The sequence below is a fragment of the Lentzea sp. NPDC058436 genome (genome assembly GCF_042721515.1).
GTDB lineage: Bacteria > Actinomycetota > Actinomycetes > Mycobacteriales > Pseudonocardiaceae > Lentzea.
The window spans coordinates 384,762-399,609 of the sequence record NZ_JBHXLF010000001.1; the positions used below are offsets into that span (position 1 = coordinate 384,762).

At 69.9% G+C, this 14,848-nt stretch carries 8 protein-coding genes; 6 read left to right on the forward strand and 2 right to left on the reverse strand.

Features of this window, described 5'->3' with window-relative positions:
- Nucleotides 1-38 precede the first annotated feature (38 nt).
- Nucleotides 39-1,049 carry a helix-turn-helix transcriptional regulator gene (locus tag ACFWN2_RS01660; protein ID WP_382424168.1) on the forward strand — a complete coding sequence of 337 codons (1,011 nt, stop codon included), beginning with the start codon at nt 39-41 and terminating at the stop codon, nt 1,047-1,049.
- Here the strand turns inward: ACFWN2_RS01660 and ACFWN2_RS01665 are convergent.
- Nucleotides 1,027-3,750, reverse strand: coding sequence for a ricin-type beta-trefoil lectin domain protein (locus ACFWN2_RS01665; protein WP_382424169.1), 2,724 nt, complete (start codon nt 3,748-3,750; stop codon nt 1,027-1,029). The two genes, ACFWN2_RS01660 and ACFWN2_RS01665, sit on opposite strands and share 23 nt — an antisense overlap.
- Before the next feature lie 210 nt (nt 3,751-3,960).
- On the opposite strand from ACFWN2_RS01665, the gene ACFWN2_RS01670 reads away from it, so the two are divergent.
- The 4 genes from ACFWN2_RS01670 (at nt 3,961) to ACFWN2_RS01685 (ending at nt 10,861) form a co-directional block, all read left to right on the forward strand.
- Entirely contained in the window at nt 3,961-6,519 is a 2,559-nt protein-coding gene (locus ACFWN2_RS01670; protein ID WP_382424170.1) for an RICIN domain-containing protein, read from the forward strand.
- A gap of 81 nt (nt 6,520-6,600) precedes the next feature.
- Nucleotides 6,601-8,799: a CBM35 domain-containing protein gene (locus ACFWN2_RS01675; RefSeq protein WP_382424171.1), complete on the forward strand. Its 2,199-nt coding sequence runs from the start codon at nt 6,601-6,603 to the stop codon at nt 8,797-8,799.
- Nucleotides 8,800-8,909: 110 nt separating this feature from the next.
- Nucleotides 8,910-10,172, forward strand: a complete 1,263-nt coding sequence (locus ACFWN2_RS01680; protein ID WP_382424172.1) for a sensor histidine kinase — start codon at nt 8,910-8,912, stop codon at nt 10,170-10,172.
- On the forward strand, nt 10,169-10,861 hold the full coding sequence (locus ACFWN2_RS01685) for a response regulator (RefSeq protein ID WP_382424173.1): 693 nt from the start codon (nt 10,169-10,171) through the stop codon (nt 10,859-10,861). Before ACFWN2_RS01680 ends, ACFWN2_RS01685 begins: the two co-directional genes overlap by 4 nt.
- Here the strand turns inward: ACFWN2_RS01685 and ACFWN2_RS01690 are convergent.
- A complete protein-coding gene (locus ACFWN2_RS01690) occupies nt 10,804-11,772 on the reverse strand; it encodes a type II CAAX prenyl endopeptidase Rce1 family protein (protein ID WP_382424174.1) in 969 nt (322 codons plus the stop codon). The genes ACFWN2_RS01685 and ACFWN2_RS01690 overlap by 58 nt on opposite strands.
- 445 nt (nt 11,773-12,217) lie before the next feature.
- On the opposite strand from ACFWN2_RS01690, the gene ACFWN2_RS01695 reads away from it, so the two are divergent.
- A complete protein-coding gene (locus ACFWN2_RS01695; protein ID WP_382424175.1) occupies nt 12,218-14,824 on the forward strand; it encodes a hypothetical protein in 2,607 nt (868 codons plus the stop codon).
- The last annotated feature ends 24 nt before the right edge of the window (nt 14,825-14,848 follow it).

The following is a 14,848-nucleotide window of genomic DNA, read 5'->3' on the forward strand; positions in this document are numbered from 1 at the left end:
AGTGGACACCGAGTGGCCACTACGGGTCAGATGGATCGATGGCGAGAACCTCGGAGCGCGCGTTGCGGTTGCTCTCCCTGCTCGGATCAGGACGTCTGTGGCCACTGCGTGAACTCGCCGACCGGCTCGAAACCAGCGAGCGCACCGCCCGACGTGACATCGAGACCCTGCGCGGTCTCGGCTACCCGATCACCACCACGCACGGGCCGGACGGTGGCTACCGACTCGCTCAGCACACGCTGCCACCGCTGCGGTTCGACCAGGACCAGGTCACGGCGATCGCGGTGGCACTCCAAACCGCGCCGACGACGGTGTTCGGACTCGCGGACGACGCGGAGCGGGCGTTGGCCACGCTGCACCAGGTCATGCCGGCCGCCCTGCGCACGTCCATGCAGTCGCTGCGCCTGACCCGGCTGCGCAACTACTGGGAGTTCCCGGCCCCTCCCATCGACCAGGCCGTTCTCGCCGCGGTCGGAACCGCTGTGCGCCAACGGCATCTCCTCCTGGCCGAGATGCTGCGCCCGGACGGCGCGCGGCCTGAGCCCGCTGATCCAGACTTCCGGCAGGCCCGCCGCGTGGAGCCTCATCACCTGGTCGTGTGGGCCGGCCGGTGGTACGTGGTCGCCTTCGACCTCTCCGACCACCGCTGGCTGGTCCATCGCGTCGATCGCCTGCACGTCCGTCCGACCGCGCAACGGTTCGAGGCTCGCGTGCTGCCCGGTCCCGATCTCGCCCACTTCGTGATGAGCACCTACGACCGCGGGGACACCGCGGCCGCCTGGCAGTGCACCGGCAGTGCTCGGCTCACGTTGCCCGCCCAGGTCGTGGCTCGCTGGGCACCCGGCGGTTCGGTGGTGGAACACCTGGACGACGAGCACTGCCGGCTCACCCTCGGAGCCTGGTCGTGGGCGGGGATCGCCGGCATCCTCGCCACCTTCGACACCGAGATCACCGATCTGCACCCTGCCGAACTGATCGAGGCCTGCCGCCACCTCAGACGTCGATGGGCCGCACTCGACGACGCGGTCAGCTTCGGAGCACAAGAGTGACAACGGTGACCGAGTGCGCCGGGAGCGTGGTGGTGAGCCTCGGTCCGCTGACCGCCACCTGCCGGGTGACCGGGGCGACGCGGGTCGGCCGGGTCAGGGAGTTCACCGCGTCGCGCGGGCCGCTGACCGTGGTCACGGTCGCGTTGCCGGACGCGGGTGTCGCGGCGCTGAGGTCGAGGGTGACGTCACGGGCGACCGGGCGGGTGTTGACCAGCTTGAGGTGGACCGTGCGGGTGCCGCCGGACGCCGAAGCGGTCGCCGTGTGGTGCAGTTCGGCGCCGCCGCCGGTCGTCCGGGTCGGGAGCAGTGTCGTGCCGGTGGACTCGGCGAAGACGCGCTGCACCCAGTAGGAAGGCGAGCCGTAGGCGCGGGTGGCGTCGAAGCCGATGAGGTTCGTGGGCCAGTTCGACGCGTTCTCGTTGACGAGAATGGGCGCGTACATGCTGCCGATGACCGTCTGCGGGTTGCGTTCGACCCCGACCAGGAACGCCGCCTCGCCCAGCGCGGCGTCGAAGGTGCCGGTGGGACTGCCCTCGATCGCGCCGTACTCGCCCACGAGGACCTTCGGCGCGTCGGGCGCCTGGTGGTCGTAGCGGTGGGCGTTGTCGGCGAACCAGGTGGGTGACTGGTAGAAGTGCTCGTCCAGCACGTCCGGTCGCCGGGTGGTCACCGGCATCGTGGCCACGAGCCGCAGGTGCGGGTAGCGGGCCTTGATGGCGTCGTGGAACGCCGCGTAGCGGTACCGGTCGTAGCTGCCGGACCTGTCGAACCAGTCCTCGTTGCCGATCTCCACGTACCGCAACGGGAACGGTGCGGGGTGGCCGTCGGCGGCCCGTCGCGCGCCCCAGGGGCTCGTCGTCGGGCCGAGCACGTATTCCAGCTGGTCCAACACCTCCTGGATGTACGGTCCGAGCTGGTCCTGCGGGACGACGGTGCCGTTGAGGGTGTAGCCGGCGAAGACGCCGAGCAGCGGTTCGGCACCGAGGTCCTCGGCGAGCTGGAGGTGCTCCAGCAGGCCCATGCCGTCGGTGGACCAGTAGCCCCAGGCCGTGTTCTGGTGTCCGGGGCGGTTCTCGACCGGGCCGACGGTCTCCTTCCACTTGAACCGGGTGTCGAGAGTGGCGCCCTCCAGGTAGTTGCCGCCGGGGACGCGGAACAGCGCGGGCCGGCCGGCTTCGAGGAGTCCCGCGAGATCGGTGCGGATGCCGTTGGCACGTCCCTTGTGCGTGGGCGGGAACACCGACACCAGCGACAGCCACACCGACTGGTTCCGGATCTCGGGGCAACCGGTGCAGCCACCCGCGGAGATCACGATCTCGGCGGCGGAGGTGGTGGGGGCCTGCGCGCTGGTCTGCAGGGTGGTGGTGAGCCTGCGCCAGCCACCGGTGAGGCCGGTGAGCTGAGCGGAGGCGTGCACGACGCCGTCGGTGCCGCGCAGACTCGCGGTGAGCGGCCCGGTGAAGCCCGGCGTGGCGCGGGCCCACAGCGACACCTGGTAGCGGGTGGACGGCCGGACCGCGACACCCCAGAAGCCGGAGTTCGCGGCACCCACCGAGGCTGTCGGCCCGGCTCGGGTGATGTCGAGGCGCAGTGAGCGGGTGAGCTGGGGAGTGGGACCGGAGCCGTCGAGGGCGATGGCACCCGCACCGCCGAGGGGCAGGGAGCGCCAGCCGGTGAGATCGCCTTCCTGCAACGCGCGGTTGCGCACCAGTTCGCCGTAGAGGCCACCTTCGACGGAGTGGCTGATGTCCTCCAGGATGTAGCCGTACGCGTCCGGTGAGGTCGGCGTACCGGCGGCGGTGGTGTCGACGGTGATGGTGGTCGCGCCGGTCACCGCGGGCACTCGCCAGCGCTGCGGTGCAAGGCCGTTGCAGTCCCACAGGCGCAACGGGGTGCCGTTCGCGGTGACGCCGTTCGGGTCGTCCAGGCAGCGTCCCGAGGCCGGGTTGAACAACGAGCCGTCCGCGCGTGGCAGCCAGCGCTGGTTTGGCGCGCCGTTGCAGTCCCACACCTGCACGCGGCTGCCCGCGGCGGTCTGGCCGCCGGGCACCTCGACGCACCGGTCGAGCACGCGCACCGAGTTGTCCGGTCCGAGGGTGAACCGCTGCCACGGCTTGCCGTTGCACTCGTAGAGCTGCACCTGCGCGCCGTTGACCGACGCGGACGACGTGACGTCCACGCACTTGTCGCCGTTGCCGACGATGAACGCGGAGTCGGTGGCGCCCGGCGGTGTGATCCACACCTGGGCGGTGGAGCCGTTGCAGTCCCAGATCCGCAGCCGGGCGCCGTTGGCGAACACACCGTCGGGCACGTCCAGGCAGCGCCCGGAGTTCGGGTTGAGCAGCGATCCGTCCGGCCGCGGCACCCACTTCTGGAACGGCAGCCCGTTGCAGTCGTAGATCCACAGCGGGGTGCCGTTGGCGGTGCTGTCGCCCGGCACGTCCAGGCACCGGCCCATCGCGCGCACGGTCCCGTCGTCGTGGACCGACCACTGCTGCACCCCCGCGCCGTTGCAGTCCCACAGCTGGACGGCCGCGCCGTTGGCACTTCCGCCGCCCGCGACGTCGGCGCAACGCCCTCCGGACGCGATCACCGGACCGGCCGCGAGTGGCGCGGCGCCGGCCGGGGGAGCGGGCGTCACGAGCGCCGGTACCGCGGCGGCCAGCACCGTGGCGAGGGCAACGGGCAACCACCTGAGCATGGGAAGGCTCCTTTGCCATGGGGTGATAGCGATAACAATGGAGCCTTCCGAGGAGCCTCGGCAAGTACGGCGTCGAAAGTCACCGAAAGTTCGGCCACGGCAACATCAAAAACCGAAAGTGCACCTTACTTTCGTTGTGCACCAGCGTTTAGCGGTTGACGGCCTGGAAGGGGCGCGGCCACGCTGCGATCGGGCAAAGGAGGAGTTTCGATGGCGAAACGCCGATTGTTAGCGCTCATCCTGGCGGCCGTTTCCGTGGTCGGGGTCGCACCAGGGACCGCGCCCGCGGCGGTCGAGCCCAGGAGCGTCGCGCCCGGCGACCTGCTCGACCACGACGCGCTGCTCGCCGAGGTCTCGGGCGGCCGGTCGTGGTTCAAAGCGAACATCCCGTTCCTCGAACTCCCCGACCGCGACATCCAGCGGGTCTACTACTACCGCTACGACACGCTGCGCCGGGCGCTCAAGACCACCCGGCCGGGCACCGGCACGGTGATCAACGAGTTCCAGCCGCCGGTCGCCTGGTCCGCCCGGTACGGCGGCATCTCGCTCAACCCGTGGCACAACAACCGGGACGGTCGCTGGCTGCACGACCGCCGGTACCTCGACGACGACACCGCCTACTGGATCAACGGCGTCGGCACCGCGGAGAACCAGAACTACACCGGGCCGATGGCCGACTCGGTGTGGCAGCGCTACCTGGCGACCGGTGACCGGGACTTCCTGCTGCGGCAACTGCCCGGCCTGGTGAGCTACTACCGCAAGCTGGAGTCGCGCAGGTTCACCCAGGGGCTCGGGTTGTACTGGGAGATCCCGCTCGCGGACGGCACCGAGTTCACCATCGGCTCCTACCAGACCAAGGACCCGTTCGCGGGCGGCACCGCCTACCGGCCCACGGTGAGCAGCTACCAGTTCGGCGACGCGACGGCCATCGCGGCGATCGCGAGGCTGGCGGGTGACACGCCGCTGGCCGAGGAGTTCGAGGGAAAGGCGCGGGCGCTCAAGGCCGCGGTGCAGGGCACGCTGTGGGACCCGGCGCGGGGGTTCTTCTACAGCCGGATGAAGGACAACGCGGCGCAGGAGTACGGGCAGCACCCCGATGGCGGGCCGCGCGACCCCGGCCTGCCGATCCTGCCGGAGGGCACCCTCCTGGACGGTCGCGAGCTCACGGGGTTCGTGCCGTGGATGGTCGGCCTGCCCGACGACACCCCGGCGTACGCGGCCGCGTGGCGGCAACTCATGGACACCAACGGGTTCAACACGCCCAACGGTCCGTCGACCGCCGAGCGCCGGCACCGGTTGTTCAACTTCCAGGCGAGCACGGGTTGTTGCCGCTGGACCGGCCCGCACTGGCCGATGGGCACCAGCCAGACCCTCGTCGCGATGGATCGTCTGCTGCACGACTACACCGCCAACAACGCGGTGACACGGGCGGACTTCCACACCGTGCTCAAGAAGTACACCTCCGCGCAGTTCAAGAACGGCCGGCCGTACGTGGCGGAGGCGGCCGACTCGCTGACGAACCGGTGGATCTACGACGCGCCCGACCACAGCGAGCACTACAACCACTCCGGGTACACCGACCACGTCATCGGCGGCCTGCTCGGACTCCGGCCGCAGACCGGCGACACGCTGGTGGTGGACCCGATGATCCCGTCCTCGTGGGACTGGTTCGCGCTGGAGAACGTGCCGTACCACGGGCACGACGTGAGCGTGGTGTGGGACCGCACCGGCTCGAAGTACGGCAGGGGCGCGGGCCTGCGCGTGCGGGTGGACGGCACGGAGGTCGCGTCGGCACCGGACGTCCGCAAGCTGACCGTCCCGGTCGGCGCGCGCCGGGTCGGCGGCTACCAGCCGGAGGTGAACCTGGCCGCGAACCCGTTCGACGACCGCGAGGACGTGCCGTCGCACGCCTTTCCGGTGGCGACCGCCTCGTTCACCTCTCCCCACGACCGGGCGGTGCGGGCGGTCGACGGATCGATCTGGTTCGACGCGGCCGGCAGCGGGCCCAACTCGCGGTGGACGAACTTCGGTTCTCCCAACGCCTCCGACTGGCTCCAGGTCGACTTCGGCCGGCCGACCTCGATCAACCAGCTGCGGCTGCACTTCTACGACGACACCGGGTCCGGCGCCGTCCGGGTGCCCGCCTCCTACCAGGTCGAGCACTGGAACGGCGCGTGGGCGTCCGTCCCGGACCAGCGGCGCGGCCCGACCTCCGCCAACGACGTGACCACAGTGGACTTCGGCCGGGTCACCACGACGCGCGTCCGGGTCGTGATGACCCACCGGCCCGGCCAGGCCGTCGGACTGGCCGAGGTGGAGGCGTTCGACCGCGGCACGGCGCAGGTACTGCCCACCGCACCGGTGCGCCTGGCCAACAACTCCACCGGCAAGTGCCTCACCGTGCTGGACTCGGACACGGGGAACGGCGCGGTGATCGGCCAGCAGGCGTGCGGTGACGGCGCGAACCAGAAGTTCTCCTTCGTGGCAACCGATTCCGGCTACCACCGGCTCGTGGCGGTGCACAGCGGCAAGGTCGTGGACATCGCCGGCGGTGGTGTCGCGGACGAGGCGAAGACCATCCAGTGGGAGTACCTGGGAGCGGCCAACCAGCAGTGGCGGGCCATCCCGATGGGGTACGGGGCCTGGTCGCTGGTCGCGCGCCACAGCAGCAAGGCTCTGGACGTGCCCGGCTGCCGCGCGGACGAACGGCTGCAACTGCAGCAGTGGACCAACTTCGGCAACGACTGCCAGACGTTCACCCTGCGCTGAAGAGGAATGGTGCTCGGCGATGAGTGACCGGCTGCGTGCGGGCCGGGCCGAACGACACGTGTGTCATGGCAGGAGGAAGTCGTGATCAGAGCCCTTGGTCTTGCAGCCGTGGTCATCGCCGGTGGTCTGGCGCCCACCACGCCGCTCGCCGCCGTGGTGCCCACGGTGGTGGTGAACGCGGGCACGCTCGGTGGTCCGCTGAAGAAGGCGGGGCTCGGGTCGCTGCTGGGCGTCACCGCCCGCACCACCGAGACGCCGGCCTCGTTGCTCTCCCAAACCCATCTGACCGTGTCCCAGCACATGATCGCGCGGTGGAACGAGGGTGAGCGCGCCGGCACCGAGGTCGTCGCTCCGAAGGTGCGCGGCACCGACGTGAGGATGATCGCCCGCTTCAACGACCTGATGGGCGGAAACCCCTGGTACCAGTGGCAGGGCACGGCCCACTGGTTCGAGCGGGTCGACGAGGCCACCCGCCGAGTCCAGCCGTACCGCGACACGCTGCTGGCCGTGGCCCCGTTCAACGAGCCGGACAACAAGCTGCACGGCCTGGCGAACGACGGGGCGGTCCCCGGCGGCACGTACGACGAGAAGTTCAACTGGCTGTGGACGCAGACCGTCCGGCGGATCCGGTCGATCGACGCCGCCATCCCGATCATCGGTCCCAACTGGGAGTTCTACCTGCCGTGGCAGGCCGGTCAGCAGCAGAAGATGCGGGACTTCCTGCGCAACGCCGTCGACACGGGCACCGTGCCGCAGCTGATCGGCTGGCACAACCTCGGCCCGAGCCCCGGTGACCTGCCGGAGGCGCTGACCCGGTACTACCGGCCTCTGGAGAACGAACTGGGAGTGCCCGGCAGGCCGTTGAAGGTCGTGGTGGAGGAGTACGGCCCGCAGACGAACGATCCGGGCACCCCAGGCAACTTCGAGGGCGTGCCTGGCAGCATGGTGCAGTACTGGGCTGATCTCGAACGTTATGACGTCGACTTCGGCGCGATGGCGATCTACACCAACCCCGGACTGCTCGGCAACACGCTGCGGCGCGTCGGCGGCGGTGCCCTCCATCCGAACGGCGGGTTCTGGATGATGAAGTGGTACAAGGACATGCGCGGCTCGAAGGTGCCCGTGAACCGCTGGAACGACACCGCCAACGGGCGCCGGTACCTCGGTGTCGACGGGCTGGCGGCGTGGGACGGGGGTGCCCTGACCGTGCTCGCGGGCGGCGAGGACGGACCGGTGGACTTCCGGATCACCGGCCTGAACGCGCGGGGGCTGGGCGGGCAGGTTCGCGTCCGGGTCGACTCGACGGTGTGGGACAAGGATCCCGCCGAGGTGAACCGGCGGATCGATGCCGGCGGTGACCCCGAGCAGGGAACGTACAACGTCGTCGACAAGACGATGACCGTCGACGGGTCGGGCGCGCTGACCGTGCCCCTGCGACGCATGAACCGCTACGACGGGTACCGGATCACCGTCAGCCGGGCAGGGGCTCCCGGCGCGTACCCGACCAAGTACGAGGCGGAGAACGCGGCGGTGACGTCGGCGGTGCGCCACGGCGGGGCGAACGGGCGGCTGGCATCGGCGGACGGGTACGTCGGGGGCATCGACCACACGGACAGCGCGGTGAGCTTCAGCGTCGACGTGCCGTCCGCCGGCATCTACGACATGACCGTCCGCTACGCGGCGGGAGCAGGAACCGCCACGCACCAGGTGTTCGCGAACGGCATCCCTCAGGGCTCCGTCGGCTACCCGGCGACGGCCGGATGGGCCAACACGGAACTGGACACCACGGCGAAGCGGGTCTCCCTGCGCGCCGGCCGGAACGAGATCCGGTTGACCAGGGGAACGGGGTACGCCGAGGTCGACTACGTCGATGTGCGGCCGGACGCTCACCGGTACGAAGCGGAGAACGCCGCGGTGACGTCCGCGCGCCTCGCGCCGTACTGGTCGAACTACCTGCCCGACTACGTCGCCGGTCTGGACCAGGCCGGGAGTCAGGTCGAGTTCACCGTCGACGCCCCGGCCGCCGGAACCTATCGGCTGGAAGTGGGATACGGCAACGGATCTCCGTCCACTTCGGACCATGCCGTGCTGGTCGGCGGCGTCGAGCGCGCCGTCATGTCCTACGCGCCTTCGGGGAGTTGGTTGAACTCGGAATCGCACGACCGGGCTACGAAGGTCACGTCCGCCCTGGTGCCTCTCAACGGCGGCTCCAACCGCGTGACGCTGCGCAAGCGAACCGGGTTCGCCGAACTCGACTGGCTCACCGTGCGGCTGCCGTGACGAAGGCGCTCCCTCGCGGGAGTTGAGGCGGTCCACGCCCGGATCGGCGGCACGGCCTGTGGGCTAGTGTGCCGACGTCCGACGCGGCACGCGTGCTGAAGGGGCTGACTGTGAGACTGCTGTCGACCGGCGGCAGGGCGCGCCGGTTCTCGGACGTGCCGCTGGCGGTGGTGTGCGGGCTGGCTTCGCTCGGGTTGCTGGTCGCCGCGTCTCTCACGGTGTCCGGCGATCCGGCCGCGGTCGGCTTCCCCCAGCCCGGAGGCCCGGCGTGGTGGTGCACGGCCGTTGTCCTCGTCGTGCAGGCCGCGTGCCTGGTGCGGGTGCGTCGGTTCCCCTTCGCCGGACTGACCGCGGTGGGTGGCGCGCCGCTCGTGCTGGTGCTGGCCTTCCCCAACGGGACGGCCAGCCTGTCGGCGCTCGCCGTCGTGGTCGCGCTCTACCTCGTGGTCTCCGCGAACGCGTTCCGTCCTTTGTGGCTGGTCCTGGTGCACGTCGGGGCGCTGGCGGCCGTGACCCAGTTCGTCAACGAGTTCCGCCTGAGCTCCGGGTCGGTGCCGGTGGCGCTCGGCGGGGCCGTGCTGCAGGGACTGGTCGTGGTGGCGCTGGGCGCGTTGCCCGGCACGGCCGTGGCGGCGCAGCGGGACGCGGGGGAGGCTCGTCAGCGAGAACTCCTCGCGCAACGCCGCGAGCGGGAGGCGCTGCTCAAAGCAGAGGTCGAGCACCAACGCGTGGCGATGTCGCGGGAACTGCACGACCTCGCGGCGCACCACATGTCCGGCATCGCACTCGTCGCGGGCACGATCGCACGGCAGATCGACTCCGATCCCGTTGCCGCCAAAGGACTCGCGCTGCACGTGCGGGAGCAGAGCAGCGGAGTCCTGAACGACCTGAGGCGCCTCGTCGGCCTCCTGCGGGAGGACGCCGACGGGGCACCGACGATCGAGTCCCTCGCCGCCGTGCCGGACCTCGTCGCGGCCCGGCGTGCCACCGGGATGCGGATCGACCTCGTCGTGTCCACCGAACCGGAGAACGCCGGAGTGGGGCCGCTCGCGCAGCTCGTCGGGTACCGCGTGGTCCAGGAGGCCCTGTCCAACGCCGCGGTCCACGCACCCGGTGCGTCCTGCGTGGTGGAACTGGGGCCGCGGCACGACGACCGGTTCACCGTCGTCGTGCGCAACACCTCCGGACGAGGGCCGGACCCCGGACCCGGCGGCGGCTTCGGACTGGTGGGCATGGCAGAGCGGGCGCAACTGGTCGGAGCCGGGATCCAGTACGGTGCTACCGCCGACGGCGGCTGGGAGGTGCGGCTGGCCCTCCCCGCGGGCGATGCCGTCAGGACCGCGCCGCAACCCGTGCAGGAGGAGTCCGGATGATCCGCGTGCTCATCGCCGACGACCAGCACCTGGTCCGTGCAGGGCTGTCCGCGTTGCTGAGCGCCGAGGCCGACATGGAGGTCGTGGGCGTCGCCGCGGACGGCACCGAGGCCCTCAGGCTGGCGCGGGAGTCGGTGCCCGACGTCGCGTGCCTGGACATCCGGATGCCGGGACGCTCAGGCATCGAGGTGGCCACCGAGCTCTGCGGCCCGGACGCCGATCCGGCGGTCCCGGTTCTCGTGCTGACCACCTTCGACGTCGACGAGTACCTCTTCGGCGCGTTGGAGGCGGGCGTGTCGGGCTTCCTGCTGAAGGACACCGAGCCGGACGCGATCGTGCACGCGGTCCGCCAGGTGGCCGCGGGGCGGGGGACCCTCGACCAGACGCTGACCCGGCGGATCATGCGGGAGTTCGTCCAGCGCCGCCGCCTGCACCCGGTGACCGCCGAGCGGGCAGGCGACCTGCTGACGCAACGGGAACACGAGATCCTTCTCCTGCTCGCTCAGGGGATGTCCAACGAGGAGATCTCGAAAGTGCTCGTCGTCGAGGTGTCCACGGTGAAGTCGCACCTGGCGCGGATGTTGCCCAAGCTCGGTGTGCGGTCCCGGCTGCAGGCCGTCGTCTGGGCCTATCAGAACCGGGTGGTCGCGGTCCCCGGTCCAGGGGACAGGGTGGCCGTCTCCTCGTAGCCGAGCCGGCCCCTGGTCGCGACGACGATCACGACCGCCGCGGCCACCGCGCCCCCTGCCATCGTCACGACCGCGCGGTTCGCGTCGATCGAGGGGAAGACCTCGGACCAGACGATCGAGGCGAAGTTGTTGACGCTCACGTGAGCCAGCATCGCCAGGGGCAGGCTTTCGCCGGTGCGGTTGAACACCCACGTCATGACGATGTTGAACGCGACGCAGAACACCGTGAAGGCGACCGGGCGCGTCCAGCCGGCGTCCGGCCATCCGCCCCACTCCGTCAGGAACAGCGGGAAGTGCCAGACCGCCCAGATCGGCCCGAGGACCATCGACCCCGCCAGCGGACCGAACCTGCGCTGGACGCGAGGCAGCGCGAAGTCACGCCAGCCGGGCTCCTCCGCGAGGCCGGTCGTGACCATCTGCACGAGCAGGCCGGGCACGTAGGCGGCGAGCACGACCACCGACGGCGTGCGCAACTCGCCGTCGGTGGCGACGATGCCGGAGACGAGCATCACGGCGGGCACCCCCACCAGCGAGATCACGTACCACCGCGGAGCGGCCCGCCAGCGCCACATCCGGCGCACCCACTGGCGCAGACCGGCCCGCCCGTCGGCGATCGCGGTGACCAGGAACGCCGAGCCGATGGGCCCGAGGTAGGCGCCGGGAAGCACACCCGCGAGCTGACCCGTTCCGAGCACCTGCGGGAACTGGAAGTCCCAGACCCCCAGACCGTCCTGGGACAGGATGTAGGGCAGCCACGCGAGCCAGCTCAGCGCGTTCGCGAGGAGGAAGAAGCTCAGCAGCGGACTGCGCCGCACCACGCCCAGGACGCCGCGTCCCTCGGGTGTCGATCGTGGGGCCGGGCCGCCGGAGGCAGGTGCCTGCTGAGGTGGGTTCCAGCTCGGGTTCGTCATGTGGCATGACCGTAGGAATCCCGGAGGTCCGGCACGAGCGGCGAAAGTTCGATCTCGGGCGGTTCCATCCAAAGACGCAAGGCCGAGGTGAGTCGTTGCACTTATTCAATACGGCGAAGAAATGTGCACAACAACCACTTGAAGTCCCGGTCGAATCGAATTTCCCCGTCCGCGTTCGGCGTACCGCTTTCGCTTGAGAAAACGAGAAAGATATTGCTCGCAGATCGCTCAGGGGTGTAACTTCTCGCGCTCCAAGCCGCCTGACCCGCAGCCCGCAAATGGGGCGCCATTCCGGTCATGTCGTGCGCTCTGAAGAGTCGAGTGGAGTCCGTTGCCCGACACAGTGTTCCGCGGGGTCAATGCCCTGCTCGCGGTGGTTCGCGACCTTCTGCGACGCCCCGGATGGTCACGTCGTACCCCTTACGAGGTCCGGGGTGACCGGCCGGTGCCCCTGATCTGCCTGGTGCGGGGCGACACGGCCAACCCCGTGCTCCAGGAGCTGGAAGACCACCTGGACGGTGCCGCGCGATCTCGGATCCCGTACGCGTTCGTCGACGCCGAGGTCGCGGGAGAACAGGTCGCCGCCCGCTGGGAGGAAACCCTTCGCGACCAGCCGTTGCTCCCGCTGCTGGACGAGCTCCGGCACAGGTTGATGGCCGACAGGTTCGGCAGCCGGCGGCTGAGCAGGTTCCGGCGCTACCGGCTCACGGACTGGCTCACCGGCCAGAGACTCCCTCCGGGTGAGAACCGCGATGAGCGCGAGGACATGCGGACGATGCTGCGCCGCTGGCACGCCTGGGAACGGGCGGCCGGGCCGGATCTGGGACTGACTGACGCGGTGGCGGGGCAGTCGGCCGTGGCGAAGATCGCGATGGCGCTGTTGGTCGCATGGCACCGCCCACTGCGGTTCTGGTTGTGGTCCAAGGGGCTGGGCAAGGAGCCGCGCTGGCTGATGAGACAGCCGTTCACCATGCCGGGGCACTCCACGAACTTCACCGGGTTCGCCGAGCGGCTGACGGTCGGCAGGCGCACCGAGGAGAACCTCGAGCAGATCAAGAAACTGCTCGTCCACTCCTTCCTCCAGGACCTCCGCGTCGCCTACGGCTCAGGCACCGTCAGGTTGCGTCGTTGGCGCCGTACCGCGTACACCCTCGTGCTGCTGGAGAACATCACCGAGGACAACGGCGGTTGGGAACTGCTCCGCCTGATCAACGACGTCCGCAACGAATCCACCGAGCACGACCCGATGCTCGTCGTCGCCACCTCGGCGCGCCAGCCGGACTGGCTGGCGGCGAGCGGTCCGCCGAAGCCCGTCAGCCGGGCTCAGAACGAACTCCAGGCCTGGTACGACGATCTGCCCGCGCGGAGGCAGGCGCTGCGCGACGACGCGCGGTTCATCTGTCTCGCGTTGCCGGACCCGGCCGAGTCCGGCCCGCCGCCGAGCGACGCGGACGAGTCGGCCTGGTACACGGCGGGACCGATGCGCCCGCCGGCGGTCCCGCTGCTCGTTCGCCGATCGTTCCTGGCGACCGCGCTCGTCATCGTGCTCGGTGTGGCGGCTGTCGCCGGCGGCCCGTGGTTGTGGACCGGGATCGTCCAGGACTGCCTGCCGTCGCCTCGGGCGGCGGTGGCCGTCGAGTGGGTCGGCGGGCAGGACGGCGAGTGCGTCGGCCTCAGCGACGGAGCGGCCCAGGTCTTCGGTCGTGACGAGATGTTGCGCAAGGCACAACTCGCGGTCTTCGAGCAGAACAGGAAGGCCGAGAAGTTGCACGCGGCCAAACCGGACCGGCCGATCGTGAGCATCGTGTACTTCTCCGAGCTCACCAGCCCCGAGAACGCCTTGGGCACAGCGGACTCGATCAGCGAGGAACTGACCGGCCTGCTTGCTCAGCAGTACCAGCGCAACGTGCTGAGCGACAGCTCCCCGCCCCTGCTCCGGATCATCATCGCCAACGGCGGGTACAAGATGACCCAGGCGCGTCACGTGGTCGACCGATACCTCACCCCGCTGTTCCAGGACGACCAGACCGTGATGGGCGTGGTCGGCATGGGGCGGACGGTGAAGCAGACGGAGAGCGCGATCGGTGCCCTGGGCGACCTCGGGGTGCCGGTGATCGCGACGTCGCTCACCGGGCAGGGGCTGGCCGGCCGTTCTCCTGTCTACTTCCAGCTCGTCGCGGGCAACCGCGCACAGGCGGAACTGGTCGTCGCCTTTGCCGGGGACCCGGCCAAGATCACCGGCTACACGCCCAAGAACTTCGCCGACGACGGTTATCTGAACTCGTTGCGGGAAAATCTGGAGAAGGTCAACGTCACGCAGTTCGCGGAGTGGTCTGGCAGCTCGGACACGGTCGCGCCTCGCTGCGGGGCTGATCAGGTCGCGTTCTTCGTCGGCAGGGAGACCGACTTCGAGGGCTTTCTCCGCAAGGTGCTGGACACGTGCAAGGAGGGAAACCGGCCGCAGCTCGTCGGCGACGACGCGGTGGCTCGATTCGTAGCCCGGCGTGCGCGTGCGAACGAAACCAATTACAGCAAAGTCAAACTCTATTACGTCTCTCTGGGTGGCCTGGTGATTTCCCAGAATCGCGACTGCTTCACTTCTGATGCCGATGCGAGACCTCTGTGTGCCATCTTGCGACGTCTGCGCAGTGCTTCAGACGATGATGGGGTGGCGTGGCAGCAGTTCGGGAAGGCGCTGGCCGGGAACTCCGTACCGTGGATCGGCGAGCGGGTCGGTATCGCCTACGACGGCGCCGGACTGTTCCTGCGCGCGGTCGAGGAGAACAAGCGTCGCAATCGAGAAGAACCGAGTGGTCGCGCGCCCAACCGCGCGGCGATCACACAGGAACTGCGGGAGTTGCCGTGCCCGCAGAAGGACAAGGGCCCGAAGGACGAGAAGTGCTACGAAGGGGAGTCCGGCAAGCTCGACTTCAGCACGAACCGCTCTGGCGAGACCAGGCCCATCTCGATTCTCGCCGTCGAGGACCTTCAGCAGACCCAGAAGGTGCCCACCTGTGTTGTGGTCCGTCCGGAAGGCTACGAGTGCGACTAGTGCTCAGGTCGCGAGAGTGGTCGG

Bases quoted from the DNA above. Each gene is read 5' to 3' on its own strand.
- ACFWN2_RS01660 (WP_382424168.1), top strand. From the start codon at position 39: ATGGCGAGAACCTCGGAGCGCGCGTTGCGGTTGCTCTCCCTGCTCGGA.
- ACFWN2_RS01665 (WP_382424169.1), bottom strand. From the start codon at position 3,750: ATGCTCAGGTGGTTGCCCGTTGCCCTCGCCACGGTGCTGGCCGCCGCG.
- ACFWN2_RS01670 (WP_382424170.1), top strand. From the start codon at position 3,961: ATGGCGAAACGCCGATTGTTAGCGCTCATCCTGGCGGCCGTTTCCGTG.
- ACFWN2_RS01685 (WP_382424173.1), top strand. From the start codon at position 10,169: ATGATCCGCGTGCTCATCGCCGACGACCAGCACCTGGTCCGTGCAGGG.
- ACFWN2_RS01690 (WP_382424174.1), bottom strand. From the start codon at position 11,772: ATGACGAACCCGAGCTGGAACCCACCTCAGCAGGCACCTGCCTCCGGC.